The 25,783-nt window shown below is 54.2% G+C and carries 28 protein-coding genes; 15 read left to right on the forward strand and 13 right to left on the reverse strand.

The genetic code is table 11. From position 1 onward, the window contains the following. The first annotated feature begins 112 nt into the window (after nt 1-112). The 4 genes from ACOSDM_RS06920 to ACOSDM_RS06935 all read left to right on the forward strand — a co-directional run bounded on the left by ACOSDM_RS06920 (nt 113) and on the right by ACOSDM_RS06935 (nt 3,682). The gene (locus ACOSDM_RS06920; protein ID WP_420723771.1) at nt 113-1,804 is read left to right on the forward strand and encodes a PAS domain-containing sensor histidine kinase; all 1,692 of its coding nucleotides are present in this window, start codon (nt 113-115) and stop codon (nt 1,802-1,804) included. Nucleotides 1,805-1,868: 64 nt separating this feature from the next. Further along, complete coding sequence (locus ACOSDM_RS06925; RefSeq protein WP_420723772.1) at nt 1,869-2,828, forward strand: zinc transporter ZntB; 960 nt, start codon at nt 1,869-1,871, stop codon at nt 2,826-2,828. A 5-nt stretch (nt 2,829-2,833) separates the two neighbouring features. Continuing rightward, the gene (locus tag ACOSDM_RS06930) at nt 2,834-3,334 is read left to right on the forward strand and encodes a GNAT family N-acetyltransferase (protein WP_420723773.1); all 501 of its coding nucleotides are present in this window, start codon (nt 2,834-2,836) and stop codon (nt 3,332-3,334) included. A gap of 132 nt (nt 3,335-3,466) precedes the next feature. Beyond that, entirely contained in the window at nt 3,467-3,682 is a 216-nt protein-coding gene (locus ACOSDM_RS06935; protein ID WP_420723774.1) for a DUF2061 domain-containing protein, read from the forward strand. A 68-nt stretch (nt 3,683-3,750) separates the two neighbouring features. Here ACOSDM_RS06935 and ACOSDM_RS06940 read toward each other — a convergent pair whose 3' ends face one another. Beyond that, nucleotides 3,751-4,461 (reverse strand): hypothetical protein, encoded by a 711-nt coding sequence (locus ACOSDM_RS06940; protein WP_420723775.1) that lies wholly within the window; start codon nt 4,459-4,461, stop codon nt 3,751-3,753. 259 nt (nt 4,462-4,720) lie between these two features. Between ACOSDM_RS06940 and argC the strand changes: the two genes are divergently transcribed. From argC to ACOSDM_RS06960, 4 genes are read left to right on the forward strand one after another with little or no spacing between them, the layout of a single operon-like run. Next, complete coding sequence (gene argC, locus ACOSDM_RS06945; RefSeq protein ID WP_420723776.1) at nt 4,721-5,689, forward strand: N-acetyl-gamma-glutamyl-phosphate reductase; 969 nt, start codon at nt 4,721-4,723, stop codon at nt 5,687-5,689. Continuing rightward, nucleotides 5,686-6,279 (forward strand): nucleotidyltransferase family protein, encoded by a 594-nt coding sequence (locus tag ACOSDM_RS06950; protein ID WP_420723777.1) that lies wholly within the window; start codon nt 5,686-5,688, stop codon nt 6,277-6,279. The genes argC and ACOSDM_RS06950 overlap by 4 nt, the downstream gene beginning before the upstream one ends. Continuing rightward, a complete protein-coding gene (murI, locus tag ACOSDM_RS06955) occupies nt 6,276-7,211 on the forward strand; it encodes a glutamate racemase (RefSeq protein WP_420723778.1) in 936 nt (311 codons plus the stop codon). Before ACOSDM_RS06950 ends, murI begins: the two co-directional genes overlap by 4 nt. Continuing rightward, nucleotides 7,208-7,732 (forward strand): gamma carbonic anhydrase family protein, encoded by a 525-nt coding sequence (locus tag ACOSDM_RS06960; protein WP_420723779.1) that lies wholly within the window; start codon nt 7,208-7,210, stop codon nt 7,730-7,732. The genes murI and ACOSDM_RS06960 overlap by 4 nt, the downstream gene beginning before the upstream one ends. 4 nt (nt 7,733-7,736) lie before the next feature. On the opposite strand, the gene ACOSDM_RS06965 is transcribed toward ACOSDM_RS06960, so the two are convergent. Beyond that, nucleotides 7,737-8,990 carry a M23 family metallopeptidase gene (locus ACOSDM_RS06965; protein ID WP_420723780.1) on the reverse strand — a complete coding sequence of 418 codons (1,254 nt, stop codon included), beginning with the start codon at nt 8,988-8,990 and terminating at the stop codon, nt 7,737-7,739. Continuing rightward, a complete protein-coding gene (gene rnd, locus ACOSDM_RS06970) occupies nt 8,987-10,153 on the reverse strand; it encodes a ribonuclease D (protein ID WP_420723781.1) in 1,167 nt (388 codons plus the stop codon). Before rnd ends, ACOSDM_RS06965 begins: the two co-directional genes overlap by 4 nt. 151 nt (nt 10,154-10,304) lie before the next feature. Between rnd and ACOSDM_RS06975 the strand changes: the two genes are divergently transcribed. After that, the gene (locus ACOSDM_RS06975) at nt 10,305-12,023 is read left to right on the forward strand and encodes a SulP family inorganic anion transporter (protein WP_420723782.1); all 1,719 of its coding nucleotides are present in this window, start codon (nt 10,305-10,307) and stop codon (nt 12,021-12,023) included. Here the strand turns inward: ACOSDM_RS06975 and ACOSDM_RS06980 are convergent. Genes ACOSDM_RS06980 through nhaA form a run of 3 tightly spaced genes read right to left on the reverse strand, consistent with a single transcriptional unit; the run spans nt 11,988 to nt 14,504 of the window. Then, on the reverse strand, nt 11,988-12,302 hold the full coding sequence (locus ACOSDM_RS06980; protein WP_420723783.1) for a DUF190 domain-containing protein: 315 nt from the start codon (nt 12,300-12,302) through the stop codon (nt 11,988-11,990). The two genes, ACOSDM_RS06975 and ACOSDM_RS06980, sit on opposite strands and share 36 nt — an antisense overlap. Before the next feature lie 13 nt (nt 12,303-12,315). Then, complete coding sequence (locus tag ACOSDM_RS06985) at nt 12,316-13,284, reverse strand: sodium-dependent bicarbonate transport family permease (RefSeq protein ID WP_420723784.1); 969 nt, start codon at nt 13,282-13,284, stop codon at nt 12,316-12,318. Nucleotides 13,285-13,322: 38 nt separating this feature from the next. Then, on the reverse strand, nt 13,323-14,504 hold the full coding sequence (gene nhaA, locus ACOSDM_RS06990; RefSeq protein ID WP_420723785.1) for a Na+/H+ antiporter NhaA: 1,182 nt from the start codon (nt 14,502-14,504) through the stop codon (nt 13,323-13,325). Between the two features lie 117 nt (nt 14,505-14,621). On the opposite strand from nhaA, the gene ACOSDM_RS06995 reads away from it, so the two are divergent. Together ACOSDM_RS06995 and ACOSDM_RS07000 are read left to right on the forward strand one after the other, a co-directional pair. After that, nucleotides 14,622-14,813: a helix-turn-helix domain-containing protein gene (locus ACOSDM_RS06995; RefSeq protein ID WP_420723786.1), complete on the forward strand. Its 192-nt coding sequence runs from the start codon at nt 14,622-14,624 to the stop codon at nt 14,811-14,813. Between the two features lie 271 nt (nt 14,814-15,084). Next, nucleotides 15,085-15,627 carry a PAS domain-containing protein gene (locus ACOSDM_RS07000; protein ID WP_420723787.1) on the forward strand — a complete coding sequence of 181 codons (543 nt, stop codon included), beginning with the start codon at nt 15,085-15,087 and terminating at the stop codon, nt 15,625-15,627. Between the two features lie 99 nt (nt 15,628-15,726). On the opposite strand, the gene ACOSDM_RS07005 is transcribed toward ACOSDM_RS07000, so the two are convergent. Next, on the reverse strand, nt 15,727-16,152 hold the full coding sequence (locus tag ACOSDM_RS07005; RefSeq protein ID WP_420723788.1) for a VOC family protein: 426 nt from the start codon (nt 16,150-16,152) through the stop codon (nt 15,727-15,729). Between the two features lie 68 nt (nt 16,153-16,220). Here ACOSDM_RS07005 and ACOSDM_RS07010 point away from each other — a divergent pair, with 68 nt between their 5' ends. The 3 genes from ACOSDM_RS07010 to ACOSDM_RS07020 all read left to right on the forward strand — a co-directional run bounded on the left by ACOSDM_RS07010 (nt 16,221) and on the right by ACOSDM_RS07020 (nt 19,785). Then, nucleotides 16,221-16,862, forward strand: coding sequence for a TetR/AcrR family transcriptional regulator (locus ACOSDM_RS07010; protein WP_420723789.1), 642 nt, complete (start codon nt 16,221-16,223; stop codon nt 16,860-16,862). Nucleotides 16,863-17,081: 219 nt separating this feature from the next. After that, on the forward strand, nt 17,082-18,866 hold the full coding sequence (gene aspS, locus ACOSDM_RS07015; RefSeq protein WP_420723790.1) for an aspartate--tRNA ligase: 1,785 nt from the start codon (nt 17,082-17,084) through the stop codon (nt 18,864-18,866). Nucleotides 18,867-18,870: 4 nt separating this feature from the next. Then, complete coding sequence (locus ACOSDM_RS07020) at nt 18,871-19,785, forward strand: 2-hydroxyacid dehydrogenase (RefSeq protein WP_420723791.1); 915 nt, start codon at nt 18,871-18,873, stop codon at nt 19,783-19,785. 20 nt (nt 19,786-19,805) lie between these two features. On the opposite strand, the gene ACOSDM_RS07025 is transcribed toward ACOSDM_RS07020, so the two are convergent. From ACOSDM_RS07025 to ACOSDM_RS07045, 5 genes are all read right to left on the reverse strand, one after another. Next, nucleotides 19,806-20,834, reverse strand: a complete 1,029-nt coding sequence (locus ACOSDM_RS07025; protein ID WP_420723792.1) for a hypothetical protein — start codon at nt 20,832-20,834, stop codon at nt 19,806-19,808. Between the two features lie 2 nt (nt 20,835-20,836). Then, nucleotides 20,837-21,880 carry a hypothetical protein gene (locus tag ACOSDM_RS07030; RefSeq protein WP_420723793.1) on the reverse strand — a complete coding sequence of 348 codons (1,044 nt, stop codon included), beginning with the start codon at nt 21,878-21,880 and terminating at the stop codon, nt 20,837-20,839. A gap of 3 nt (nt 21,881-21,883) precedes the next feature. Further along, nucleotides 21,884-22,576 carry a peptidoglycan-binding protein gene (locus tag ACOSDM_RS07035; protein ID WP_420723794.1) on the reverse strand — a complete coding sequence of 231 codons (693 nt, stop codon included), beginning with the start codon at nt 22,574-22,576 and terminating at the stop codon, nt 21,884-21,886. Continuing rightward, nucleotides 22,573-23,193: a hypothetical protein gene (locus ACOSDM_RS07040; RefSeq protein WP_420723795.1), complete on the reverse strand. Its 621-nt coding sequence runs from the start codon at nt 23,191-23,193 to the stop codon at nt 22,573-22,575. Before ACOSDM_RS07040 ends, ACOSDM_RS07035 begins: the two co-directional genes overlap by 4 nt. Before the next feature lie 164 nt (nt 23,194-23,357). Continuing rightward, nucleotides 23,358-23,906, reverse strand: a complete 549-nt coding sequence (locus ACOSDM_RS07045; RefSeq protein ID WP_420723796.1) for a hypothetical protein — start codon at nt 23,904-23,906, stop codon at nt 23,358-23,360. Between the two features lie 473 nt (nt 23,907-24,379). On the opposite strand from ACOSDM_RS07045, the gene ACOSDM_RS07050 reads away from it, so the two are divergent. Continuing rightward, nucleotides 24,380-25,198, forward strand: a complete 819-nt coding sequence (locus ACOSDM_RS07050; RefSeq protein WP_420723797.1) for an alpha/beta hydrolase — start codon at nt 24,380-24,382, stop codon at nt 25,196-25,198. A gap of 6 nt (nt 25,199-25,204) precedes the next feature. On the opposite strand, the gene ACOSDM_RS07055 is transcribed toward ACOSDM_RS07050, so the two are convergent. Beyond that, entirely contained in the window at nt 25,205-25,696 is a 492-nt protein-coding gene (locus ACOSDM_RS07055; RefSeq protein WP_420723798.1) for a PAS domain-containing protein, read from the reverse strand. Nucleotides 25,697-25,783: the final 87 nt, after the last annotated feature.

A 25,783-nucleotide genomic window follows, 5' to 3' on the forward strand; every position in this document is an offset into this window, starting at 1 on the left:
GCAAAATTAAGGTTCTATTAACACAAATCTATTTATAGTGCACATTAAGAAGTTCCGTATTTAAATTTAAAGTTGTGAGGGGGTGATGGGTAACAAGGGGAACATCATTGGCATGATGGTGTGGTTGGCATTGTTGGCCAATACTTTCCTTTTTGGTTACCTTCTACATAAATTCTTGATTGAAAATGAGCATCCGAATTTAACCATAATTGTTCCTGGCTTATTGATTGTTTTGGTCATCACACTTTTGGTTCTGTTTTATCGACATAATTACATTGTGAAACTTCAGCTAAAGCGGGCTGAAGAGGCGGAAACTCGATCCCTTCATCTTCGCGCATTGTTCGATAATGCGCCTGTCGAGATGTATCTGAAGGATCTGGATGGTCGGTACATGCATATTAATGCCCAGTTTGAGAAGCTGTTTAATGTGAAGAACGAAAATGTCATCGGAGTGCTTCCTGACCAGGTTCACTATGAGGCTCTGGCAAAGAGCACCCGAGAACATGATCTGGAAGTTATTAATAGCGGTAAAGTTGTTGTGCGTGAGGCTTATTCCGAAACGGCACAGGGGCTTCGCTATCTGCAGACGATAAAATTTCCAATTTCGGGGCCAGATGGTCAAATGACCAGTATTGGGGCGGTTGTAACGGATGTGACGCCCATGCGTGAAATGACTGAATTGTTGAAGAATACCAATCGGCAAATGAACGCTATTCTTGAGAATGCCCCGGTTGGTATATTCCTGAAGGACGAAGAGGGCAATTTTACCCTTACCAATCCGGCCATATGCCAGTTTATCGGGGGTACGAAGGAACAGATTCTGGGGCGAAAAATTGAGGATCTGTATAATGGGGAGCAATTGCAGAAGTTTCAATCCACGGACCGGCAAGTATATTCAACAAAAATGCCGATATCCTACGAAAGCCGGACCATAGCCCCCGGGCAGATATTGGACGTCAAGATATACAAGTTTCCAATTTTTGATGAGCTTGGAGAGGTTGTCGGCCTTGGGGGCATTGAAGTCGATATTACCGACCATAAGCATTTCCAGCGGGAATTGTTGATCGCAAAAGAGCAGGCAGATCAAGCCAATCGGTCCAAATCTGATTTTCTGGCAAATATGAGCCATGAAATCCGCACCCCGTTGAATGCCATATTGGGGTTCTCTGAAATTTTAAGCTCAGAGGTCTTTGGCCCCATCGGGTCTGAAAGATACAAGGTCTATGCGCGCGACATTTTTCAAAGTGGCAGCCATCTGTTGGATCTGATCAGCGATATCCTGGATCTGTCTAAAATTGAGGCCGGGCGTCTGGACCTGGCTGAGGACATCCTTGATCTGAAAGAGGTAATGGATGGCAGTTTGAATGTTGTTTCAAACTTAGCGGCCGAAAAAAATGTAAAACTGGCGGTTTCCTCAACAGTTAAGGCAGTGATTGCTGCGGACCGTCGCGCCGTTCATCAGGTTATGATCAACCTGCTGTCAAACGCCGTGAAATTCACACCTTCTAATGGGGAGGTGGTTGTGTCGGTGAAAGATCAGGCGGATGGGACCCTGACCATTCTGGTTCACGACACAGGCATCGGAATCCCGGATAAGGACCTGGAGGCTGTTTTTGAGGTTTTCACCCAGCTTAAACCCAGCAATACAAGCGATCAGTCCGGGTCTGGCATCGGCCTGGCGATTGTGAAGCAATTGTGTGATGCGATGGGATGGACCATAAAACTTAAGAGTGAGTTGGGTAAAGGGACACTGGTGTCATTGAATCTGCCCGCTTCTTCTGTAATCAAAACTAACAGTGCGTGACGCCTGACGTCAGGCGGGCAAAGCCCTCTCGACCTTTGGGAAGAATCCCGCATTACTGTCGGCTATGATAGAACCACTATTCATATGTGCATATCTTTTGGATGGCACGGGCAAGGCCACCTTGATTGATGCGGATCAGGCACAGCAAGCCTGGACGGATGCGGTCGATGGGCTGTGGGTCCATATCAATCGGGAAAACCCCCAGGCGCAACAGTGGCTGAGGGAGCAATCTGGCCTGGATTCGTTAATTGTTAAGTCCATTCTGGCCCCTGAAACGCGCCCGCGTTTCGATACTGTTCCAGGCGGGGTGCAGGTCAATCTGCGGGGTATCAATCTGAATGAAGGTGCACAGCCAGAGGATATGGTGTCCATTCGGTGTTATTGTGATGGCAAGCGGTTGATAACCGCCCGTTTGCCGCGCCTGCGCGCCGTGGATGATGTGCGCGCCAGCCTGGCAGAAGGGCACGGTCCCAAAACGCTGGGTCAGGTACTGACCGCGATTGGGGACCGGCTGACCTATCGCATCGGCGATCTGGTGCTGAAAATGGATGAGCAGGTCGATGATATGGAGGAGATGGAGGCTCCCAACGAATCGGAATTGGGCGATCTTCGGCGGCGTATCCTAGAGCTTCGACGCTATGTCGCGCCACAGCGAGAGGCCCTGACCCGCGCTTCTGCGCAGTTTGATGACACACTGGACGATCGCGCCCATGCCCAGTTTGGAGAGATCCGCGAGCGCACGGCCCGCCTGTTGGATGACCTGGAAGTCTTGCGCGACCGCACCCAATTCATTCGGGAAGAAATTGCGGATCGGCGGAATGATAAAATGAATCGGGCAATGTATTCCCTGTCCCTTGTCGCCGGACTGTTTCTGCCCCTGGGATTTATGACAGGGTTGCTGGGTATCAATGTTGGGGGCATGCCCGGTGTGGATGATCAATGGGCTTTTTGGATTGTCTGCGTCTTGATGGTTTTTCTGGGCATTGGTGTGTTTGCCCTATTCAAAACGAAACGGTGGTTGTGATTTGTATGAATGTCATTCTGCGGGATATTTCTGAGGACGATTCTGACTGGCTGCATGACTTGAACGAGGCATGTTTGCCAGCCGTTAATCAATTGAGTCAAAAGGATTTGTGGGCCCTGGTTCGTAAAACTGCTGTGACACGGGTTGCTGAACTGGATGGAAAGCCGGTTGGGGTTGCAATGACTTTGCCCCCCAGAGTTCCTCATACCAGCATGAATTACCTGTGGTTTGATCAACGGTTTGATGACTATTTGTATCTGGACCGCATTATGGTGGATGACCGGGCGCGCGGGGCAGGGATCGGCAAGGCACTCTATCAGGATGTCTTTCAATTTGCTGCGACTTTGCCTGGCATTCGCGCTGTGACATGTGAAGTGAACTTGCGCCCCTTTAATGCGGGGTCGTTGAAGTTTCACGCTGCCTTGGGATTTGTCACGGTCGGTGAACAGGAAACAGAGGGCGGTAAAAAGGCTGTCAGCCTGATGCGGCGCCCCGTCGGGTACTAAAATTCTGTAACACTGATCGGCGACAGATTTGTTGTTTGCAATCCAAAAATATTTTCTTGTTTCTCTCTTGATGCGAATGAGAATCATTCTTAATTATAGGAGACAGTAAACAGCAAATGATAGGGCAGTACGATGGCCAGACAGATCAAAAAGACAGCAAGTTACGCGGTGATGCACCTGACGGTCGCGATAACGGTTGCCTATATCCTGTCCGGTGACTGGCGCATTGCCTTGGGGATCGGGATCGTGGAACCGATGGTCCAGACCGTCGCCTATACCCTTCATGAGCGGTTCTGGGCACCCAAAGCAGGGGCAGAAAATACGGCTACAACCCCAGCGACTGCGTAGAGCAAAGCCTGAGCGAGCGCATGCGGGCGCATGAAAGTCTGAGTGAGCGCATGCGGGCGCATGATGCTCTAGGCTGCGTTCTTCAAATCCATATAGACGACAACGCAGACGATACAGCCATATGCCAGAAACAGCGCATCAACCGCTGTCAGAATAACCGAGCCGATTATGCCAAAGGACATTACCAGAAACAGCGTGATGCTGCTGACGACAAGGCTGATAATAAAGATTAGTGCGACCAGGGCGATGATCATGCCCCGCGCATCTGTCGTCAGCGCCATACTGCGCGTTAAGGATTTTATCACGCCAGAATTTTCAACCATCAGCACGGGCCCGGCAACAAACCAGACGGCCAGAATGATCAGGCCCGGAATAATCAGCAACATCATGCCAAAACTGACCGCAAACCCGGTGATCAGACCTAAAAGAATCAAAGGGACAGATTTTCGCAGCCCTTGTTTTATGCAGTCCCCAATGGTTGTCGGATCGCCCTGCAAATAGGCGACTGTGCCCACGGTTATCATGCCCAATGCCAACATGGATGGCGCAATCGTAGCCAGCATGAGGGAGGCATAGCTGCCAAACAGGCCACCTGGAGTCTGGGCCATGTCTGCGGGGCTCATCATGCCGATTTTCATCAGGTCATAGACCCCTAAAGTCATCATCAGCAGAAGGGTCACAATCTTCATGAGGAAGCTGATCATAAAAAAAGCAGCAAAATTATCTTTCAGAGTCGTCAAACTGCGGGTGATAATGCTGGAAATAGAAAGTTTCTGCATGCGATTGCGAATTCCTGTTCAGCCTTGGGGCAAGGTAAGGGACTAATTTGCTCACCCCCTATATAGGGGCCGGACTGTGGCCTGTCGCCCCCCCGTCCTGCAATAGAAATCGGGGGTGCTAAAAATATATCATTTTAAGACGGCAGGTCAGCTGTCGATCCAAAGGAAATGCATTGCAGTTGGCGCAATAGTCCTTATTTGCGAGAGGTGGCAAAGCCCTGTATCAAGGGCACCTTGTTGGGACAGAAGGACATTTGGAATGGCTGCGACGATTTTCATTGATGGCGAAGCGGGAACCACCGGTCTGCAAATTAAAAGCAGGATCGAAGGGCGCGAGGGTTTGGATTTTATCCGGCTGGAAGGCGACCGTCGTAAGGATCCCGCTGCCCGTCGCGAGGCATTGAATGCCGCAGATATCGTGATCCTGTGCTTGCCAGATGATGCAGCAAAGGAAGCCGTTCGTCTGATCGATAACCCAAACACACGGGTCATTGATGCCTCGTCTGCGCATCGGGTTGCGCCAGGCTGGGCCTATGGGTTTCCAGAATATGCCGCCAACAGCCGGTCAGATATCGCGTCCAGCACGCGGGTCACCAATCCCGGTTGTTATGCCATCACCTCTGTCGCGATGCTGCACCCTTTGGTTCAGGCGGGTCTGGTGCCAGCCGATTGGCCTGTCACGATTAATGCGGTGTCAGGGTATAGCGGCGGTGGTAAACAATTGATTGCAGCCTTTGAGGATCCCGCATCGCCTGACCATACCGATGAAGCCTTTCGGGTCTATGGCTTGGGGCTTGCCCACAAACATGTACCGGAAATTCAAACCTGGGGCGGCCTGATGCATCGGCCGCTTTTCGTTCCCAGCGTTGGTCGCTTCGTGCAGGGAATGCTGGTTCAGATACCTCTGCAATTGTGGGCGCTGCCTGATAAACCCAGTGTTGAGGAAATCCACGCCGCCCTGGAGACCCATTATGCGGGCCAGACCTATGTGACCGTCGCGCCGTTGTCAGACAGCCTTTCTGCAACAAAGCTGGACCCTGAAGCGTTGAACGGCACCAATCAATTGCGCCTGCATGTGGTTGGTAATGCAATGGAAGGGCAGGCCGTCGTCATCGGCCAGTTGGATAACCTGGGCAAGGGTGCATCCGGTCAGGCGGTGCAGAATCTGAATATCATGCTGGGCCTGCCTGAGGGTGAAGGCCTGGACCGCACCGCGCGGATTGAATGACCCCGCTGGAACAGGGCCCCTTGGCCGACCAATTGACCGCGGCATTGCACGCCGATGAAACCCGAATGCGGCGCCTGGAAATCTGTCGCGCGGTTCTGGGGGCGGATGCCTGGATCGGGGCGGGGTTCCTGCGCAATCTGATCTGGGATCGTGACTTCGGCGATGGGGGTGTTGTGCCCCTGCAGGACGATATTGATGTGCTGTATTTCGACCCCGCCGACCTGTCGCAAGACAGCGAAGCAGCCTTTGAAAATCGATTAAACACAGAAGAGCCCGGTGCCTTATGGCAAGTGCGCAATCAGGCGCGCATGCATCTGAAACATGGCGACCGACCTTATCGTGATATTAAGGATGCGATATCTTTCTGGCTGGAAACCGCGACGGCAATTGCTGTTCGATTGCACAAAGTGAATGCTGTTCAGGATCGAATCGAGATTATCTCAGCCTATGGATTGCAGGACCTGTTTGCTGGTTTCTTGCGCCCGACGGCACCGGATCGCGTGGACCGGTTCTTGCAGCGGGTTCAGCAAAAGCACTGGCAAGGCAGGTGGCCTGGCATCAGGGTTTTGGCTGAGGAGCCGCATGAATGATTGGCGTGTTTGATTCTGGTCATGGTGGGTTAACCGTGTTGCGGGCATTGGCCGCATCGCTGCCAGAGGAACGGTTCGTGTATCTGGGCGATCATGCTTATGCGCCCTACGGCATGCGATCCGATACGGAAATTTATCAACTGACGCGGCGGCGCGTGAAGGACCTGATCGATCGCGGCTGCGGGTTGGTCATCATTGCCTGCAACACGGCCTCAGCCATCGCATTGCGCAGGCTTCAGCAGGAATGGCTGCCGGGCTATGCGCCGACATGTCGGATCCTGGGGGTCTTTGTGCCAATGGTGGAGGCACTGACTGACCAGAGCTGGTATGTGCAGGGACCTTCGCCTTATGCGCCCAAGCAACAGGCAAAAACCATCGGCATATTTGCGACCCGGCGCACGGTGGAAAGCAAGGCCTATCCAGAGGAAGTGAAACGCAGGCTTCGTTCCGTTTCTGTTATTCAACAGGCGTGTCCCCGACTGGTGGAGGCGATTGAGGAAGGGTTGAGTGACGACCTGATCACACGCGGGGTTGCCCGCTATTGCGAACAGCTTTTGGCGAAAGCGGGGCGATCAAAGCTTGATCTGGTCGTATTGGGGTGCACGCATTTCCCGCTGATCGAACAGGATTTCAGGGCGGCCTTGCCGGCGGAGGTCAAAATTATGGACCAGCCCAGCGTTGTCACCGCCAGCCTGATATCCTATCTGGACAGGCATCCCGAATACCGACGCGCACCCACAGAATTGCCGGGGGTGGATTTTCTGACCAGCGGCGATCCGACCCGTGTCCGTGATATTGCCCAACGGTTCTATGGTGCACTGACACCGTTTAAACATCTCAGCGGCATTGCAGCAGATGAGCCGATGTCTGAAACCGACCAAGAAGAGCCCAAATTGGAGGGCCCGAATACAGATGAAAGCGAAACGGTATGAGCGATGATATCCTGCCCTTTGAGGGCGTGATGCCAGTACTGGGAGAAAATGTCTTTGTTGCGCCCGGCGCCAAAGTCATCGGGGACGTCCATATCGGGGCACAGTCCAGCATATGGTATGGCTGTATCCTGCGGGGTGATGTGAACGAAATTCGCATCGGGGCCCGCACGAATATTCAGGACGGCACCGTGATCCATGTGTCTTCAAAGGGGCAGGGGACCTATATCGGTGATGATATTGCCGTTGGTCATATGGCGCTGTTGCATGCCTGTACGCTGGAAGACCGCGCCTTCGTTGGGATGAAGGCGGTGATTATGGATGGCGCGGTGGTTGAAACCGGTGGGATGGTTGCTGCGGGTGCCCTGATCACGCCTGGAAAGCGCGTGAAAACCGGGGAATTGTGGACGGGGTGGCCTGCGAAATACGCCCGCCCGTTGACCGACAAAGACCGGGAAATGATGACCTGGACGCAATCCCATTATGTCGGGCTGGCGCAGAAACATAAAGCCAGCCTGACATAAAGGCTTACTGGACCTCGACAGTATCTTTCAGTGAAATGATCTGCAAATCCGTGTCGCTGGCATCTTTACGGAAATATCGGAAAGTGCCGGTATAGGTTCCAGGCATCAGAGGCTCCGCCAGATCCTGCTTTCCAACCGCCAGCAGCTTGGACATGCTGAATTCCTCAAACCGTCGTCCGGATCGCACAAATTGATTGCCCGCCGGGTCGGTGATTTCCGCAACAAACCCGTCACCGGGCTGAATTCCGGCAAGATAGACATGGAATACCAGGGCGGTGGATGTGGTGGGGATGGGGTCGGCATTGAACAGTGCATAGTCGACCGCAGCCCGGTTCAGAACCTGATCGGCAAAGCCGGTGCGCATTACCAATGTGCGTGGATAGGTCAGCAGGGATGCAACGTCGTCCTGCCACAATGACGTGCCACTAATGCCGCATCCTTCATGACGCGCGGCGCTTGTGAACGGATCAATAAACAGGCCGTCTTTCATAACTTCAAAATGGACATGGGGAAATTCAGTCAGTCCCGACATGCCAACCGTACCCAGAACTTGCCCACGCACGACCTCGTCGCCTGGTACGACTGTGATAGAGCCGCGCTGCATATGGGCATAGGAGGTTACATAGCCATTGCCATGGTCAATGGCGACAAAATTGCCCCGACCCCGTTTGGTGACAGCGGCGCGGCCGAACAGTTTGAAATTCGCATCGGGCATACCATCGCGAATTCTTGTGACCGTTCCGGCGGCGGCGGCAAGCACTTGAGTGCCACTTTCCAACTGAACGTAATCGTACAGGCGAAAGTCGGTACCACGATGTTCATCATAGGTCATCGGGCCGCATGTATAGTCGCGTGGCTCAGTCACAGAGCCAGCATTCACGAAGCTTAAAATATAGCAATCCCGCCCAATTTCACAGTCGATAGGCAGGCTCAGCCGAAATGGACCATCTTCTTGCGTGGCCTGCAAATCCGGCAGGGGCGGCGGTAATGACGTGTCATCCGTGCTGTTTGTATTGGAATCGGTTGCAGGTTGGGGGGGAACAGATTCCGCTACGTCACTGGGTAGAGGGGGTATGGGATCTGTAACCGATTGTTCCGTCTGCTGTGTTGCACCATCCGTCGTGGTTTCTGTGGAGGTTGAGATATCCGTGATATCCATCGACGTGCCGGAGCCGCCAATATCGAGAAATCGTGCGGCAAACCCGAGCCCGACCAGAATGGCAACAACGAAAACTACTCCCAGAATGCGCCTGATCATGGCTCCCTCCGAATGACATCAATGCCATTTTTCCCGCCGGTCAATGCAATGACGCCACTTTTCAAGGCCAGGGCGTCCTTCCCGAATAATTCTTTGCGCCACCCCTTCAGGGCGGGCACATCCGCATTATCATAGGCCGCGATCTGTTCCAGATCATCGCCATTTGCGACCAGCCGGGTCGCGACACCTGCGGTTTCACAATTGCGTTTCAGCAATACCTTAAGCAAATCTGTCATAGGACCCAAGCCCTGTGGCAGACGTTCCTGCTTTTCTGGGACCGGCAGTTGATCCTTTGGAATGGCTTGCGCGGCTGCAACTGCATCCAGCAATCCCTTACCCAGCTTACCTTCGGCAAAACCCCGGTTCAGGCCCCGAATGCGGGACAGGTCATCCAGAGATTTTGGCGCGCTGCCCGCAACATCCAATAGGGAATCATCCTTGATGATGCGATTGCGCGGCAGGTCGCGTTCTTGCGCTTCCCGTTCCCGCCAGGCGGCAACCTCCCGCACGATCTGAAGAAATCTTGGCTTGCCACCGCGCACTTTGACCCGTTTCCAGGCATCTTCCGGCGCATTGCGATAGGTATCAGGATTGGACAGGATAGACATTTCCTCTTCAACCCATTGCTCACGATTGGTTTCTTTCAGTCGCTCGGACAGGCTGAGATAGATATCGCGCAGATGTGTGACATCTGTCAGGGCATAGGTCAGTTGTCGATCCGTTAGCGGTCGGTTCGCCCAATCAGTGAAGCGGGAGGATTTGTCCAACTCGCCGGAACAGATCTGCTTTACCAACGCCTCATACCCGATCTGATCACCATAGCCGCACACCATGGCTGCGACCTGGCTGTCAAACAGAGGCGCAGGGACCTCCCCCATCAAATTATAAAATATTTCAAGGTCCTGACGGGCCGCATGAAAGATTTTCAACGTCCTTTTGTCACGCATCAGGTCGAAGAGCGGGGTCATATCCAGGTCTGGCGCAAGCGGATCGATCGCGCGTTCTGTGCCAGGGTCTGGGGATGATATCTGGATCAAACACAGCTTGGGCCAATAGGTCTTGTCACGCATAAATTCCGTATCAACGGTGACCCAGGGGGCACCGGCGAGCGTGCGGCAATGCGCTGCCAAGGCATCGGATGTGGTAATAAGTTTATCGGTCATGACCTGATGGCTATACGTGAGTCTTATCCCAAGGGGAAGGCGTAAAGCGCATCATTTGTATTTGATGTCGCACCACCGGCGTCACCCCTTTCCGTCTGCAATCAATGGGATTAGGGTAAGGGCTTCTCGCCTTTTTTGGATTGATCATTTGATGTCAACAGGACGCCCACCAGACCCCGACCAAACGGTTGGATTCCGGGATTTGTTCACCCCGAAACTGTTGACAGTGTTTCGGGAAGGCTACGGCCTGTCGCATTTCCGGTCCGATGCGCTGGCCGGATTAACCGTAGCGATTGTCGCCATGCCGTTGTCCATGGCTATTGCAATTGCGTCTGGCGTATCCCCTGAACGGGGCCTGTTCACGGCGATTGTCGGGGGCTTTCTGGTGTCCCTGCTGGGGGGCAGCCGGTTTCAGATCGGGGGGCCTGCCGGGGCGTTTATCGTCCTTGTGGCCGCAACAGCGGAAAGGCATGGGATTGATGGCCTGATCCTGGCGACGATGATGTCGGGCGTCTTCCTGTTGGCGATAGGCTATGCGCGGATCGGGACCTTCATAAAGCTTATTCCCTATCCCGTTACAATCGGTTTCACTGCTGGAATTGGCGTCATCATTTTCACGAGTCAGATCAAGGACTTCTTTGGGCTTTCTCTTGTAGCGAGAGAACCATCAGCCTTTGTTCCGAAAGTGACCGTTCTGGCGGAGTCTGCGGGCTCCATCACACCTGCGGCCGTGGCGCTGTCTTTGTTAACAGTGTTGGTGATTCTGGCGCAGCGTCGGTGGCGGCCGTCCTGGCCCGGAATTCTGATTGCCGTTGTTCTGTGTTCCCTGATCGCCACCTTTTTGGCCTTGCCGGTGGAGACGATTGGCACGCGGTTTGGCGGCATTCCATCCAGTCTTCCCGTGCCGGAATTGCCGGATTTTTCATTCAAGAAAGCATTGGCGGTGCTGCCGGATGCCATTGCTTTTGCCCTGTTGGGCGCGATTGAATCACTGCTTTCCGCTGTTGTCGCAGATGGTATGACGGGGCGGCGTCACAGGTCCAATTGTGAATTGGTAGCCCAGGGCGTTGCGAATATTGGATCTGCCTTTTTTGGTGGAATTTGTGTGACCGGCACGATTGCCCGGACCGCCACCAATGTTCGTGCCGGTGCCAGGGGGCCTGTCGCCGGCATGCTGCATTCTTTGATCATTTTGGCGTTCATGGTGTTGGCGGCACCCTTGGCATCCTATATCCCGCTGGCCAGTCTGGCGGGCGTGCTGGTGGTGATCGCCTATAATATGGTGGAGAAACACGCTATGCTGGCCGTGGCAAAATCCTCTAAAGGGGATTTGCTGGTATTGGTGGTGACATTCCTTCTGGTGGTGCTGCGGGACCTGACAGAAGGGATTGTCGTTGGCGTTGCACTGGGCGCGCTGTTGTTTATCAACCGCATGGGTAAGAACCTGGCGATTGAAAGCGAAACGCCGCTGATGGTCAGTGATCAATCAGACCGTATTTCGGAAGATAAGGACCTGATAGATGCCGGGCAGGGGAATGCGCTGGATGCGGAAGTCTATCGCATTTCGGGGGCGTTTTTCTTTGGGGCGGCCAGCACTGTCGGGCGCGTTCTGGATCGCATTTCAGAACGGCGCAAACACGTCATAATCGACCTGTCACAGGTGCCATTCCTGGATTCGACCGCTGCCAATGTTCTGGAAGGAACGGCACGAAAGGCACAGCAGGTCGGCGTGCGGTTTTTCATCACCGGGGCCAGTGACAATTTACGATCCATGCTACAGGCCCATGGTGTCGGCGGTTCGATGGCAGAGTTTGAACAGACGATTGATCAGGCGCTAGAAAAGCTCCGGTCTCAGAACCTCAACATCTGACAGGGTGACAATCCCGATCTGTTGGTCCAGCACTGTCCGGATTTCCTGCAGAACGGCGGGCACCTTGCCCTGATCCAGAACGATCAGCACCTGTACCATGCGGCCCGCATCCGAAGACAGCGCGTCGCGACGCCAGGATCGGCTTTTACCGCGCCCAGCTAAGGCAGGCAGCGCCGTATAGCCAGGCACATCCAGCCCGTCCAACAGGTCCAGAAGCCGGTTCAGAAAAGGGGCTTCGATAATGATCGACAGCCGCTTTTTGGGATAGGTTTGTGTCATCGTTATGCCTTTTCTAGGATAGCCACCCGGCCAGGGCGATATAGAAGGGGATGCCGATGGTCAGATTAAAGGGGAAGGTAATCGCCAGGGAAAGCGTCAGATACAGCGCGGGCTTTGCCTGTGGCAGGGCCAGGCGCATGGCTGCTGGCACCGCGATATAGGATGCGCTTCCAGCCAGGATCGCCAACAGGGCAATGCCCCCATCTGGCAAACCGATCAATGCGCCCGTCACCCCACCAATCATGCCTGCGATGGGCGGCATATACAGCCCAAAAGCCAACAAGGATGGTGTCAGCGTCTTTCGGACCTGGCGTAATTCCCGCCCGGCGACCAATCCCATATCCAGCAGGAAAAGGCACAACACCCCTTTGAACGGATGGGCGATGAACGGTTCGATATCGCCATACCCTTTCTGACCGGTGACCATCCCGATAACAAACGCGCCAATCAGCAGGACGATGGATCCATTCAGGGCCACTTCCCGCCAGGGGGCTTTTGGCGTCTGGGGGGTACCAGCCTGTCCCCGATGGGCCAGAAACAGGGCGATGGCGATGGCGGGTGCTTCCATCGCGGCGGCGGCGGCGACCATGATGCCCGGAAAGGCAATGCCAGCCGCATCCAGGGCGGCTGTTCCGGCAATGAAGGTGACAATGGAGATGGACCCGTAATGCGCCGCGATTGCCGCCGCATCGATCTGTGATACTTGCGTGGTTGCTCGTAACAGCCAGAAGGCCAGTATGGGGATGCTGGCGCTCAGCACGCCAGCCGCGCCGATCACCAACAGCAGGTCCACGGTCAGACCATTATCACTGGCGGCGACCCCGCCCTTGAACCCGATCGCCAGCATCAGATACAGCGACAGGGCCTTGGCAATGGCTTCTGGAATGGAAAGGTCAGATCGGGCTAACGCCGCAACCAACCCAAGGGCAAAAAACAGGACAGGCGGTGAAATCAGGTTCTGTATCGCAAGGGCCCAATCCACCGCCGTATCCTATCCAATAAGGCTTGCCATCTATCGCGTCAGTTCGATGTTTTATTCGTCGCACGCAGCAAGGTGTATCCTGCAAGGGCGGCGATGATGGATCCTGACAACACACCGATCCGAACCGATGCGGCCTGGTCTGGCGTGTCGAAAGCCAGGTTACCGATGAACAGGCTCATGGTGAACCCAATCCCCGCCAACAGCGCAACCCCCAGCATGTGGTGCCATTTGATGCCTGTGGGCAGGCTTGCAAACCCCAGTTTCACGGCCAGGAAACAGGCCCCCATGATGCCGATTGGCTTACCCAGCAACAGACCAAGCGCGATGCCAGACGCAATGGGTTCCAGCAACGCAGCCGGGGTCATTCCGGCAAGCGACACCCCTGCATTTGCAAAAGCAAACAGGGGCATGATCCCAAAGGCGACCCAGGGCGTCAGGGCATGTTCCAGGATATGAAGGGGTCCTTCCTCATCCTTTGTTGCGCCGGTGATCGGAATACAGAAGGCGACCACGACCCCTGCCAGGGTGGCATGGACGCCTGATTTCAGAACCGCAACCCACAGCACAAGGCCCAACAGCATGTAAGGCGTGATGGACCGGACGCCATACCGGTTCAAGACCATCATGGCGGCAATCATCAGGGCCGCAATGGCAAGCGCAAGGCCAGACAGATCGGCGGTATAGAATAGAGCAATGATCACAATCGCGCCCAGATCGTCGATAATGGCGACAGCCAGCAGAAATACCTTCAGCGCGGTCGGTACGCGTTTACCCAGCAAGGCCAAGATACCTAAGGCAAACGCGATGTCGGTTGCTGCGGGAATAGCCCAACCTTTAAGGGCGGTGGGGTCCCCCATATTGATGCCGACATAAATCAGGGCAGGGGCGATCATCCCGCCAATAGCGGCCAGGGCGGGAAGCGAAGCAGATCGAATGCTGGACAGCTCACCTTCAACAATCTCGCGTTTGATTTCCAGCCCGACATGCAGAAAGAAAATCGCCATCAGGAAATCATTGATCCAAAGGATCAGGGCCTTGGACAGGCCGATATCACCGTAGGAAATGGTGAACTTCGTCGCCAGTGCCTCTGTATAGGTGCCAGCCAGGCCTGAATTCATGACCACCATCGCCAGAACGGCGGCGGCAATCAGGGTCAGGCCGGGGGCGGTGTCATGACCAAAGGCTTCCGCGACGGATTTATAGATCTTTTTGACTGGCATCCTGCCCCCCAATGAGTGATAAACACTAATAAACATGCTTTAAATACGATATAACCTTGAAAACATCAAGATACAGCGTTAAACTTTTCGAACATTTTCCGGTGAAAAGATACTGAAATGCTGAGCCAGCCGCTTTTAACCCTGCATGAAGTTGCTGATCTGTTGAAGGTCAAGGAAGCGACAGTGCGGGCATGGATCCATGATGCTGATCTGCGCGCCATTAAATTTGGCCGCGAATGGCGCGTGTCGCAAAAGGACCTGGAAGCTTTCCTGAACGCCCATGCGAACAAGCCTGCAGCGGACGAGTGACTCGTTGTTTAAGGATTAATCCTGTCCAAGCTTGAGGGGAATAAAGCATATAAGGGACCGCGGCCTTATCGAATTGGCATCTGACAGCCGCATGGTTTGTGCCTGCTTGGAAGAAATTCGCATTTGTCGGGCCATGCTGTAAAATTTGATTTATATTCTTGCACAACCCTACCAATATTTCATTTTAGTAGAATGCACTGTGCCCTTGGTATCACGTCTAAAGGAGGTCCACAGGTTTAATAAGAAACTCTTGGCTTAAAGGTTTGATGGGGTGATTATTCTAGAAAGAATTCTGGATCCGGATATACGCGTATTCGTTCAGGTATGGCATACCCTGTACAAGAAATTTGACGGTATCCCACCGCGCACAGCTATTGATCCGCTGGACCTTGGTCGCGCTCTGGCAAAAGTGTGGCTGTATGAAAAGCTGCCAGATGGCAGCTATGTCAGTGCCATTTCCGGCGACCATATCAGAACCAATTGGGGCGTCAGGATGAAGGGCAAGCCCCTTTCCGAAATCATCCCCCTGGGTGGCCATAAACATGTCGAAAAGCGGTTTAATTATCTTTTAGAGAAACAGTGCATTATTCACGGCTTTAATGTTACGGAAACAAAGGATCATTCCTTTGCAGAGCGCCTTTATGCGCCCCTGACCAATGCAGATGGCGAAGTGATCTATGTTTTTGGCATATCGAATTACAACCAGACATACTATACGGACTTGGACCGATTTCAAAATGGAGTCCAACGCTTTGAGGTCTACAGCTATGATCCCGCTACGTTGGAAGAACAGGAAAAATTGTTTTACGAATAGCAGCGGTTGCGTGCTGGTTTGAACGTCGGTTGCCTTTGGATTGTTTGGTCTTGCTGACCTTTTAGATTTTAGGGTGTTTGGTCTTTTACAGAAATAAAGTTATTGTGGAACCTCATCCTGGGAATATTGGCTGGCATAGGCGTCGGTGGGGGGGATTGGGGTGATAACATCAATCAGAACGCCTTCCGGGTCTTGTGTAATAAAGTGACGTTGCCCGAATTCTTCGTTTCGCAGGGAAAGGAGGATCGGAAGATTTTCCTTCAGGGCGCGTTCGAACGCTTGATCCGCATCCTCTACCTCAAAGTTTAGTAGTATTCCGGACGCTTGGGCCTGTTTGGTAACAGGTATAGTGGAATGGTCGCCTTTCAGGATGGCGAGGTTTACCGTCGTGTTGTGGATGGATTGCAAATGGACGTACCAATCTGCTTCAAACATGGATCGGAAGTCGAAATGACGGATATAGAATGCCGCAGTATTCGATACGTCCTGTACCATCAGAACCGGATAAAAGCTGGTGATCTTCATTCCTCGTTTCCTTTTTGTGAGAACGTGATTATTGTGCTGAAATCACTATAAACAAACAGGCAGACTGTATGCAAATTAAAAAACAACGCAGATCCAATTCTGATCGCAGCGCGCAAATGCGGGCAAGATTGGTTAAGTCAGCGCGCGATCTGTTTGTAAAAAACGGCTATGCCGAAACCAGCACCCCGATGCTTGTGGAAACAGCAGGGGTAACGCGGGGCGCGCTGTATCATCATTTTCCAGACAAGCAGGCGATTTTTCGCGCTGTGGTGGACGCAGAGGCGGCGGCAGTTGCCTTGGCAATTGAAAACGAAGATGACCCCAGCCTGTCTGCACGGGAACGCCTTTTTTCCGGCGCATCGGCATATATGCGGGCCATGCAGGTGGCCGGGCGTGTTCGACTTCTTTTAATTGAAGGCCCGGCGGTTCTGGGCTTGGCAGAAATGCGAGAGATCGAGGCCCGACATGGTGATGAGACCCTGCGCATTGGACTAGAAGAAGCAATTGCGGAAAGCGCAACAATCAAGCTTCCGATCTTACCACTGACATCCTTACTCTCCGCGATGTTTGAACGGGCCGCTATGGATGTGTCAGACGGGGTGGACGAAACTGAAACATTGGCAGTAATTCAGGCGGTTCTGCGCGGTGTTCTGACCTCTGGGCACGGGCCGTTGGATGCAACCGACAAAATCAGACCCCCGGGTGATTAAGGGACGAACATGCTGCAGATCTCCTTAGCGCCGCCCATTGATTTCGCTCTGCGTGTTCTTCCCGTTACATTGAATGATGGAATGGGCTGGACTTTGATATCTCAATCCCACCCATCCCCTTCCTGCGGCCTTGACAATTCGGGCGGAAACGGGCCCTTTCGCGCCGGAAACTTGTGGGCCGTTGCGGTCTGAATTCATATAATTTTGGAGTAATGCCTGATGCACGCCTATCGCACGCATACTTGTGGGGAACTTCGCGCGGACCATGCCGGTGCGGAGGTTCGTCTTTCCGGCTGGGTTCATCGCAAGCGCGACCATGGCAATCTGCTGTTTGTTGATCTGCGGGACAATTACGGCCTGACCCAATGCGTGGTGGATGTGTCCTCGCCCCTGTTGAAGCAGATCGAGGGGTTGAGCGCGGAATCGGTGATCACCGTGACCGGCAAGGTGCTGAAGCGCACCGAAGAAACCATCAATGCCAATCTGCCAACGGGTGCTGTTGAAGTCAGCATTGCAGACTGCACCGTTCAGTCGGCTGCTGCGGCCCTGCCGATGCCGGTTAATCAGGATGCGGGTTATCCAGAAGAAATCCGCCTGAAGAACCGCTTCCTGGATTTGCGCCGTGAAGAAATGCACCGCAACATCCTGCTGCGCAACGCGATCATCGGGTCGATCCGCCGTCGCATGGTGAATCAGGGGTTTTCTGAGTTCCAGACGCCCATCCTGACTGCCAGTTCGCCGGAAGGCGCGCGGGACTTCCTGGTGCCGTCACGGCTGCATCCAGGCAAGTTCTATGCGCTGCCACAGGCACCACAGCAGTTCAAACAGTTGTTGATGATCTCCGGCTTTGATCGTTATTTCCAGATCGCCCCCTGCTTCCGGGATGAAGATGCCCGGGCGGATCGCTCGCCGGGTGAATTCTATCAGCTTGATTTTGAAATGGCCTTTGTGACGCAAGACGATGTCTTTGCCGCGATCGAGCCCGTGCTGCATGGCGTGTTTGAAGAATTTGCCGATGGCCGCAGTGTCTCTGCCCTGCCATTCCCGCGCATTCCTTATGCGGAATCAATGCTGAAATATGGGTCTGACAAGCCGGACCTGCGCAACCCGATTGAAATTGTTGATGTGTCCGAAGCCTTCCGGGGATCCGATTTCAAGATTTTCGCCAAGCTGGTCGAAGGCGGTGCCGTGGTGCGGGGCATTCCGGCAAAAGATGTCGGAGGACAGCCGCGCAGCTTCTTTGATAAGCTGAACAACTGGGCACAGGGGCAGGGACAGCCGGGTCTGGGTTACATCGTTTGGCGTGAGGATGGGGCCGCTGGCCCAATTGCCAAGAACCTGGATGAGGGTCGCATTGCCCAGATCGCAGACATTGCAGGCCTGTCGGTCGGCGATGCGATATTCTTTGTCGCGGGCAAGGCTGATGATGCGTCTAAATTCGCCGGCGCCGCCCGCACCAAGATCGGTGAAGAACTGGGGCTGATTGATCAGAACCGGTTTGAATTCTGCTGGATCGTCGACTTCCCGATGTTTGAATACAACGAAGACTTGAAGAAGATCGACTTCTCCCACAATCCCTTCTCAATGCCGCAAGGCGGGATGGACGCGCTGCAGAACCAGGATCCGCTGTCGATTAAGGCATTCCAATACGACATCGTCTGCAATGGGGTAGAGTTGAGCTCTGGCGCGATCCGGAATCATCTGCCCGATGTTATGTATAAGGCGTTTGAAATTGCAGGCTATGGGCCGGAAGTGGTCGATGATCGCTTCGGTGGCATGATCAGCGCGTTGAAGCTGGGCGCACCGCCGCACGGGGGCTCTGCGCCTGGGATTGACCGCATTGTCATGCTGTTGGCTGGCACCACGAATATTCGTGAAGTCATCGCCTTCCCGATGAACCAGATGGCACAGGACCTGATGATGGGCGCCCCGGCCAGTGTGTCGGATCGTCAGTTGAAGGATGTTCATATCGGCCTGGACCTGCCAGACGGCTTTGACAGTTAAGGCCATGAAGATCGTCTATTTCGACAGCACCCGTGATTTTGCCTCTCTGAACCAAACCTTTCCAGGTTTGATGGAGGGGGTAGATGTCTATCAGGGGGGTAAGGTCTTTGGGGATGACGACCTGATCGCGCGGCTGGACGGGGCACAGGTTGCGGTCAACGGTCACAGCCCAATGTCGAATGCAGCACTGAACGCATTGGCCCCAACCCTGAAACGCATTGTCTTCCTGGGCACCGGGGCGGCGACTTACATCGATATCCAACATGCAAACAGCCTGGGTATTACGGTTGAGGTTGTTCGGGATTATGGCAGCCGCAGCATTGCTGAATTTGCCTTCGGCCTGGCGTTGGATGCGTGTCGTCAGATTTCGGTCATGGATCGCGGTATTCGCCAAGGGCAATGGTCCGTGCTGGGCGGGCCTGAGCTTCGCGGTAAGACAATGGGGGTTGTCGGCCTGGGCGGGATCGGCAAGGAAATGGTGCGAATATCGGCAGCCTTCGGCATGCAGGTTGTGGCCTGGAATCGCAGCCCGATGACAGGCGATCTGCCGTGTCAGCAGGTCTCGCTGGAAGACGTATTCCGCCAATCGGATGTTGTTTCCTTGCATGTCGCGTCGACGCCGGAAACGGCTGGAATGATCAATGCGGATCTGTTTGCCTGCATGAAACAGGGTGCAGTTCTGGTTAATGTGGCGCGGGGTGAAATCATCGATACCGATGCTTTGATGAACGCCTTGAAGAATGGCCCGTTGGGTCATGCGGCGCTGGATGTATTCTGCACAGAGCCATTGCCTGCTGATGATCCTTTGACGGCATTGGAGAACGTTACCCTGACGGCGCATGCCGCTTGGAATACGCCGGATGCAGACCGAAATCTGATGCAGATTGGTTTTAATCTGGCGCGGGCACCGCTGACCTGACCGTAATCCATTAGCGGATATCAGAAATCAAAGTCCCGGCTGCCGCGGGTTGCCGCGTTGTGGCCCAGCGTCGCATTTGCCGTCGTGTTTGGCTGCACACTGGCCGTATTGCTGCGCGCATTCCACCCTGCGCCAACGCCGTTGCCGGTGCGATAATGCGCGACTGCTGTGGCGTGGGGATGCCCGAACCCATTAGCATTGCCAGCCGTCAGACCGTAGCTGAAGGCCAGTGGCGTATTGACCGTTGGGGCTGCGGGGATCGCGGCGCGGGTTGCCAGCGTAAAATGGGTGCGCGATCCGTGGTGATACGCAAACAGGGCGGCAAGAGCTCCCCCCGGTGCACCAACTGGTGGTGCGGCCAGGGATGGAATATCCTGGTAGGGGGCATCGCCCGGCATAACGATTTTACCGACATCTGCCGCATCCAGGGCATCGCGCGTAATTGCGGTCACACAAAGACCATTCAGGTTCCTGTCATTGGCATTCCCGGTCGCTTGCTCGACATAGATATGTCCATTGCCACCATGGGCAGTGCCACCCTGATTAGCGATCTGATACCGATGTGCGTTTCCAGCCGCTGGATAGCATTGGATATTGGTTAATCTATTGACGAAGCGGGCACATTGGACGCCAATCCGCTGACGGGGGGTCAGCCAGTTCATCCCGTGAGAAGTGGGCGCGTTGACCGCCCCGTAATAATGATCCTTGTCCCAATGGGACAGGATGATCGAGGGATTGACGGCAAAATCAAACCGCGCCGCCATGTTAGCGACATTTCCATAGTCCGGATTGGTTCTGGCACAGCGACCACAACCACCCCCCATATCAAAATAGGTGATGATGCGGGTTCCTGTGACAGCGCCGCCCCCATTCCGGCGTGCGCCGATGATGGCGTTACAGTCCCCTTGTCCCACATCGACCGCTCTTACACTGTGCAAACTGGTATTGGCCGTATGCATATAGGCTTGTCCGGCAATGCTTAACGGGTGCCATCCCCCCGTATTCAGCAGAACCGTGACCGTGCCAACCGTATCGACCCAGACCGCCATGCCTAATACGCCAAAATGCCGATAGGGGCGGGCATGGCGAGGTCGGGACTGTCCTTATAGGGCGACGGCGGTGATGCCATGGTGAAGGCGCTATTTGCAAAAATCACACGCTGATCTTCAAACACAAACAGGGTATAGGCTTGGCCGTCTGGCGTTCTCCAATTGGCATGATTGTCTTCTGGGGCGGTTGTCAGTCTTTGATCCCCGACGTCTATAACCCAGATTGGCGCATCTGCAGAATTATAGATTTGTCCGTCCCACATGCCAGCGTTTTCCCCGTCGGAATCATAGGCAGGGGCGGCGCTGAAGTCGTATGCCATCACAAATAAATTCTTGCTTGGGAAGGTAACGATAGGAGGGGGGCCAGACGGTACAGGTATGGGGGGAACCGCGCCGCCATCGCCGTCGCCCGGGTCAATATCGTCTGCAATATGATTCAGACTGATGACTTCGCGCAAAAAGGCGAGGCATCTGGGATCTGGCGCATGAAATCCGAAATCAATGACTTCGACCGCTTGATCCGTATACGCATCACGAGCTAGGAAAATATTTCGCCCAACAGGGTCATATGCAAATTCATCGCTCCCCTGTCCCAGGTCAGCCTCTGATGACAAGATATTTTTCAAGGTGATCAGATGCCAATCACCCCCCAGAAAAATTTGTCGTTCTTCGGTGGTTGCATCCAGATAACTGTGATAATTTATATAGACGGTCTTATTCTCGTCGGTATGGTCCAAAAATGACCCCAGAAGAGCTTTCCGATCCGCAATCTGCTCGCGGGTCGCGGTATCTGGATCGATGGGGTCCCATTCCGCCTCATATGCATAGTGCTGGACCAATTGGGCATCGATGACATCCAGCTCGATCCAGACGGTCGTTTCTGCCAGGGGAGCCGGCTCTTGGTCAGCGTCCACCATCTCCTCAACGGTTTCGACAAAGGCATAGACCAGCCAGGAGGGTGATACCGATACAGAGCCCATGCCGTCGCCATCTGATAAGGTCACAAAGGCCTTTTGCGGGACGCCGTCGTCATCCTGCATCGACATGGCTCAACTCCCGTGTTGTTTTTCCAGCGCATCAACAAATTGTTGATCTGCGGCGGTGCCATCCGGCAGATTGTTGCGCAGTCTGAAATGCCCAATTGCTTTGCGTGTCGCAGGGCCCAACCGGCCATCCAACGCACCGGGGTCATACCCCAGGTTTTGCAGTCGCGCCTGGATGCCCAATACTGTGTCTACCGGTTGCAGACTGCCGATTGTCAGGGTCCAGTGCAGTTCTTGTGGCATATCCTCCTGTGCGGGATAAACGGTCAACTGTCCGGTTTGTGCTGATGGGGCGACGGATTGATCAATGATACCATCTGCATCGCTTTTCCCCTCATAACGGCGGGTGCCGACCCGCAGGATGTAATCACAATTGGTGAGCGGTGTGCCATCGGGCGCCAACGCCCGAAGCTTTATCCGTGCGGGAACGCCTTTGCGCACAAAGCGGTGAATAAGATCCGTCGGGCGGGATTCGGATTTTGGTCGCTTGTCTGGAATGAAGACCTGGTCCCCCTGCAACAGGACGTTGCGATCATTCCGGGCAGAAACCAGCGCAGCATTGTCGGGGTGGGTCCAAATGGTTTTCCAGAAATGGCCATATGTTTCCGCCAGAGAATCCGTCGTCTCCCCTGGCTGGACTGCGTGCTGACCCGTGCCCAGCGGGGCTTGGAACTGGATGTCAGGGGTCGCGTCGCTCATTGTATCGTCCCGCTATAGGGGGCCCAGGCATCCTGATCCAGGTTCGGAAACTCGATCATGCAGTCTCCCTCCAGAATGCCATATTCTTCCAGTCTGCCCTGGCTGTTGGTTTCGCGCTCTACGATGGACCCATCGGGCAGGGTCAGGCGGCACAGCTCATTGGGAATGGGATCGCCCGTCTCGCCGACCAACTCGACAATGATGAAATGGTCTTTTTCTTTCCTGTCAGGCAGTCCGGTTGGATTTTCCTGTGGTGGGATTGATTCTAAAGCGACCGGCGTCGGGGCAGGGTCCGGATCCTGCCATCCACCATAAGGGGGGACACGGTCGATCTCCACAGCCCAGCCAAAGGCCATTTGATCTGCGGCAGCCCTTAGTATCGCATCGTCTTCCTGTGATCCCAGACGCATATCCCCGTTACGAGACAGGGCCTCGCGCAAAATTCGGATGGTTTCTCGTCGATTGTGCAGCCCTTCCAGAAAAGCCAGGGCACGATTACGGTTCAGCCGCGTCCAACGTTCGGTCCAGCCATCTCCATCGGGTTCGACCGATGCGATATCGCGCCGACTCGTAACCAGCCATAGGGCTGAGGAGACTGTTTCAAAGCGAAGAATCATCTGTTTTGCCCAATTGTACACTCAAAAGGTGTTTCGAGTCGCGCAAATGGAGCAAGTGAAATTTTAATACAATCTTTATGGGGTGGCTATGCGATCCATTAAACAGACCAGTATTACCCGGTCATCTCGTGAGCGGGGCAATTGTGGGACTGAATTTGTGTTCTTTATTGTGCAGACAGGACGCGACGGGGTTCTTCGACAGGCTGGGTCGCAGCAGGTGATCCATTGGAAGGAATCGCGATGCTGGTCGATGACCCTGTAGCGGAAGACGTTGAATTTTGCTGTGTCGAAGAGGCGGGGGCTGCATTGCTGCTGGATTGCTGCGATGTTGTTTGCTGGCCGCTGCTGGGCATGAAGCTGCTTTCATACTGACCGCCGCGACTGAACAGATACCACCCGCCGCCCGCAAAAAGACCCAGGGTAATGCCAAAAAGTAAAACCAACGTCGTCAGGATCGCGGCGGTCATGCGGCGCTGCCGGGACAGGCCATTGATTTCGGTGATTGCCCGTTCCAGTTTACCGTCGACGCGCTTGTTGCCGTCATTCATTTCTGACTGCAGCCGGATAAGGGCGGCGGACAAGTCCGCGCGCAGGGCGCTGTGCGCCTGCTGAACCGATTTCGATTCGGCCGCAACAATGCGCAAGGCGGCTCTAACCTGCGCCTCTACCGCAGACAGGTGTGCCCGGAGTTCCTCGCGGGACAAATCCGTCATTTATTTGCGCCTCTGCGTTGCCTGCCGTGTTTCACTCAATTCCAAGTCTCAGCACGATCCAGAATCAAAACCTGAAAGCAATACCGGAGTATGCACAGCATATTAAGAACGATTCCTGCTGTGGCGTCCATACCAAGATTTGCCAGGGTTCGGCAAGGTAAAGTCTCAATAGATTGCGCTAAAGATATAATCAAAATCAGAAAATATGCTTTCATCGGACATGCGCGGTATTATCGTAAGGCGGAGTTGTTGATCTTTTTTTGCACGATTGAGAGCCTGAAAGTCCCAATAAAAGAGGCAGATCGGGGGGCTGTGGCCCCTGCGAGGGCATGACGAAAGAGGCCTGTTATGATATCGATTGCTCATAGGGCTCGATGGCTATCTGCACGATCGCTTCGCTAATGGGATGCAAACAATCATCGGTCGGGATATGGTTTCGCTTTGACGTGTGGGTAAAATACGGTGAGGCGAGAATGGGTATGGGGGTAATCGCAAACATCGCCGTGGCGATTGTGATCGGATATGCCCTGTTGGTTGCGGGCCTTTATGTGGCGCAGCGTTCCTTAATGTATCATCCTGATCCTTCGCGCCCCAGACCCGGCCCAGACCTGAACGGAAAGGTGACGATCCAGGAAATTCCATCGCATGATGGTTTGGGATTGTTTTCCTGGTGGGCGCCCCCATCCGACACTAGCCAGCCGGTGGTCGTCTATTTTCATGGCAATGCCGGAACCCAGGCGGATCGGGAAGAACGTGTGGCTGCATTCAATGCCATGGGATGGGGCGTTCTGATGCCAGGATATCGTTACAATTCCGGGGCAGGGGGGACGCCATCGGAAACCGCCCTGTTGGCCGATGCTCAGGCTGTCATGACCTGGTTGCGCCAACAGGGCATCGGGTCGGCAAGGACGGTGCTGTATGGGGAGTCTCTGGGGACGGGTATTGCCGTCACTTTGGCGATGCAGCCGGATGCCGCGCGGTGCTTAATTCTGGATGCCCCCTATGACAGCATTGCGGCTGTGGCGGCCCGGCATTACTGGTTCGTGCCGGTTGGCCTGCTGTTAAAGGATCGATTTAACTCTGTTGATCGAATTTCCGCAGTGCAGATTCCGGTCCTTATCGGACATGGTGATCTGGATCGGGTGATACCCATTGCCCATGGTCGACGCCTGTATGACGCCGCCAACATGCCCAAGTCATTTGCTCATAAGCCGTCTGCACGGCACACGGACTTGTTTGATCACGGATTTTTGGACGATATCATCGCCTGTGTTGGGAATGATGATGCGTAAAGGATGTTAATTGGATTCAGGAAAGAATGTCGCGCCAAACAGCCAGATGGTTGTCTCATCACGGGCCAAAATCGGCAGTGACATGGTTTCGATCATTCCCGAATGCTCCCCACTGACAAATCGCATTTTCAGAAAAACCGGCTTTCGGGTGCGTGCGGCTTCGTTTGATATCCTGATCGCGGTGTCGGCCTCGCATTCCAGCATATGCTGACGGAAGGGGACGCCTGTGACATCCCGTCCGAAATAGCGGACAATCTCGCTGCCCAGTAATCGATACTGCCAATCGTCGTTTTCTATCGGTTCCATGATAAAGGCCCGATCAGCGCATCCCAGCGCCACAAGATCCGGCAATGCGATATCATCCCGTTTGGGTAAAATTATGCCGTTCCGGTCATCTGATGATTGATGCTGTAGCCAATAGGCGTGCAATGCCCGGGCCTCATTACAAACAGGCGCAGTCAGAAACTCAAAATATGGCTCTTCAAAGTCGAGCGACATAGACAATACCCTCACCCCGATACCCCAGTAGATTGTAGAATATCACACTCAGGTAACTTATCTAGAACAGAAATACAAAAGTATAGA

This window comes from Hwanghaeella sp. LZ110, from assembly GCF_048892525.1.
GTDB lineage: Bacteria > Pseudomonadota > Alphaproteobacteria > UBA8366 > Aestuariispiraceae > Pacificispira.

What these genes read in the sequence shown, in the direction of transcription:
- ACOSDM_RS06920 (WP_420723771.1), top strand. Translation starts at nt 113, where the DNA reads ATGATGGTGTGGTTGGCATTGTTGGCCAATACTTTCCTTTTTGGTTAC.
- ACOSDM_RS06925 (WP_420723772.1), top strand. Translation starts at nt 1,869, where the DNA reads ATGATAGAACCACTATTCATATGTGCATATCTTTTGGATGGCACGGGC.
- ACOSDM_RS06930 (WP_420723773.1), top strand. Translation starts at nt 2,834, where the DNA reads ATGAATGTCATTCTGCGGGATATTTCTGAGGACGATTCTGACTGGCTG.
- ACOSDM_RS06935 (WP_420723774.1), top strand. Translation starts at nt 3,467, where the DNA reads ATGGCCAGACAGATCAAAAAGACAGCAAGTTACGCGGTGATGCACCTG.
- ACOSDM_RS06940 (WP_420723775.1), bottom strand. Translation starts at nt 4,461, where the DNA reads ATGCAGAAACTTTCTATTTCCAGCATTATCACCCGCAGTTTGACGACT.
- argC (WP_420723776.1), top strand. Translation starts at nt 4,721, where the DNA reads ATGGCTGCGACGATTTTCATTGATGGCGAAGCGGGAACCACCGGTCTG.
- ACOSDM_RS06950 (WP_420723777.1), top strand. Translation starts at nt 5,686, where the DNA reads ATGACCCCGCTGGAACAGGGCCCCTTGGCCGACCAATTGACCGCGGCA.
- murI (WP_420723778.1), top strand. Translation starts at nt 6,276, where the DNA reads ATGATTGGCGTGTTTGATTCTGGTCATGGTGGGTTAACCGTGTTGCGG.
- ACOSDM_RS06960 (WP_420723779.1), top strand. Translation starts at nt 7,208, where the DNA reads ATGAGCGATGATATCCTGCCCTTTGAGGGCGTGATGCCAGTACTGGGA.
- ACOSDM_RS06965 (WP_420723780.1), bottom strand. Translation starts at nt 8,990, where the DNA reads ATGATCAGGCGCATTCTGGGAGTAGTTTTCGTTGTTGCCATTCTGGTC.
- rnd (WP_420723781.1), bottom strand. Translation starts at nt 10,153, where the DNA reads ATGACCGATAAACTTATTACCACATCCGATGCCTTGGCAGCGCATTGC.
- ACOSDM_RS06975 (WP_420723782.1), top strand. Translation starts at nt 10,305, where the DNA reads ATGTCAACAGGACGCCCACCAGACCCCGACCAAACGGTTGGATTCCGG.
- ACOSDM_RS06980 (WP_420723783.1), bottom strand. Translation starts at nt 12,302, where the DNA reads ATGACACAAACCTATCCCAAAAAGCGGCTGTCGATCATTATCGAAGCC.
- nhaA (WP_420723785.1), bottom strand. Translation starts at nt 14,504, where the DNA reads ATGCCAGTCAAAAAGATCTATAAATCCGTCGCGGAAGCCTTTGGTCAT.
- ACOSDM_RS06995 (WP_420723786.1), top strand. Translation starts at nt 14,622, where the DNA reads ATGCTGAGCCAGCCGCTTTTAACCCTGCATGAAGTTGCTGATCTGTTG.
- ACOSDM_RS07005 (WP_420723788.1), bottom strand. Translation starts at nt 16,152, where the DNA reads ATGAAGATCACCAGCTTTTATCCGGTTCTGATGGTACAGGACGTATCG.
- ACOSDM_RS07010 (WP_420723789.1), top strand. Translation starts at nt 16,221, where the DNA reads ATGCAAATTAAAAAACAACGCAGATCCAATTCTGATCGCAGCGCGCAA.
- aspS (WP_420723790.1), top strand. Translation starts at nt 17,082, where the DNA reads ATGCACGCCTATCGCACGCATACTTGTGGGGAACTTCGCGCGGACCAT.
- ACOSDM_RS07020 (WP_420723791.1), top strand. Translation starts at nt 18,871, where the DNA reads ATGAAGATCGTCTATTTCGACAGCACCCGTGATTTTGCCTCTCTGAAC.
- ACOSDM_RS07025 (WP_420723792.1), bottom strand. Translation starts at nt 20,834, where the DNA reads ATGGCGGTCTGGGTCGATACGGTTGGCACGGTCACGGTTCTGCTGAAT.
- ACOSDM_RS07030 (WP_420723793.1), bottom strand. Translation starts at nt 21,880, where the DNA reads ATGTCGATGCAGGATGACGACGGCGTCCCGCAAAAGGCCTTTGTGACC.
- ACOSDM_RS07035 (WP_420723794.1), bottom strand. Translation starts at nt 22,576, where the DNA reads ATGAGCGACGCGACCCCTGACATCCAGTTCCAAGCCCCGCTGGGCACG.
- ACOSDM_RS07040 (WP_420723795.1), bottom strand. Translation starts at nt 23,193, where the DNA reads ATGATTCTTCGCTTTGAAACAGTCTCCTCAGCCCTATGGCTGGTTACG.
- ACOSDM_RS07045 (WP_420723796.1), bottom strand. Translation starts at nt 23,906, where the DNA reads ATGACGGATTTGTCCCGCGAGGAACTCCGGGCACACCTGTCTGCGGTA.
- ACOSDM_RS07050 (WP_420723797.1), top strand. Translation starts at nt 24,380, where the DNA reads ATGGGTATGGGGGTAATCGCAAACATCGCCGTGGCGATTGTGATCGGA.
- ACOSDM_RS07055 (WP_420723798.1), bottom strand. Translation starts at nt 25,696, where the DNA reads ATGTCGCTCGACTTTGAAGAGCCATATTTTGAGTTTCTGACTGCGCCT.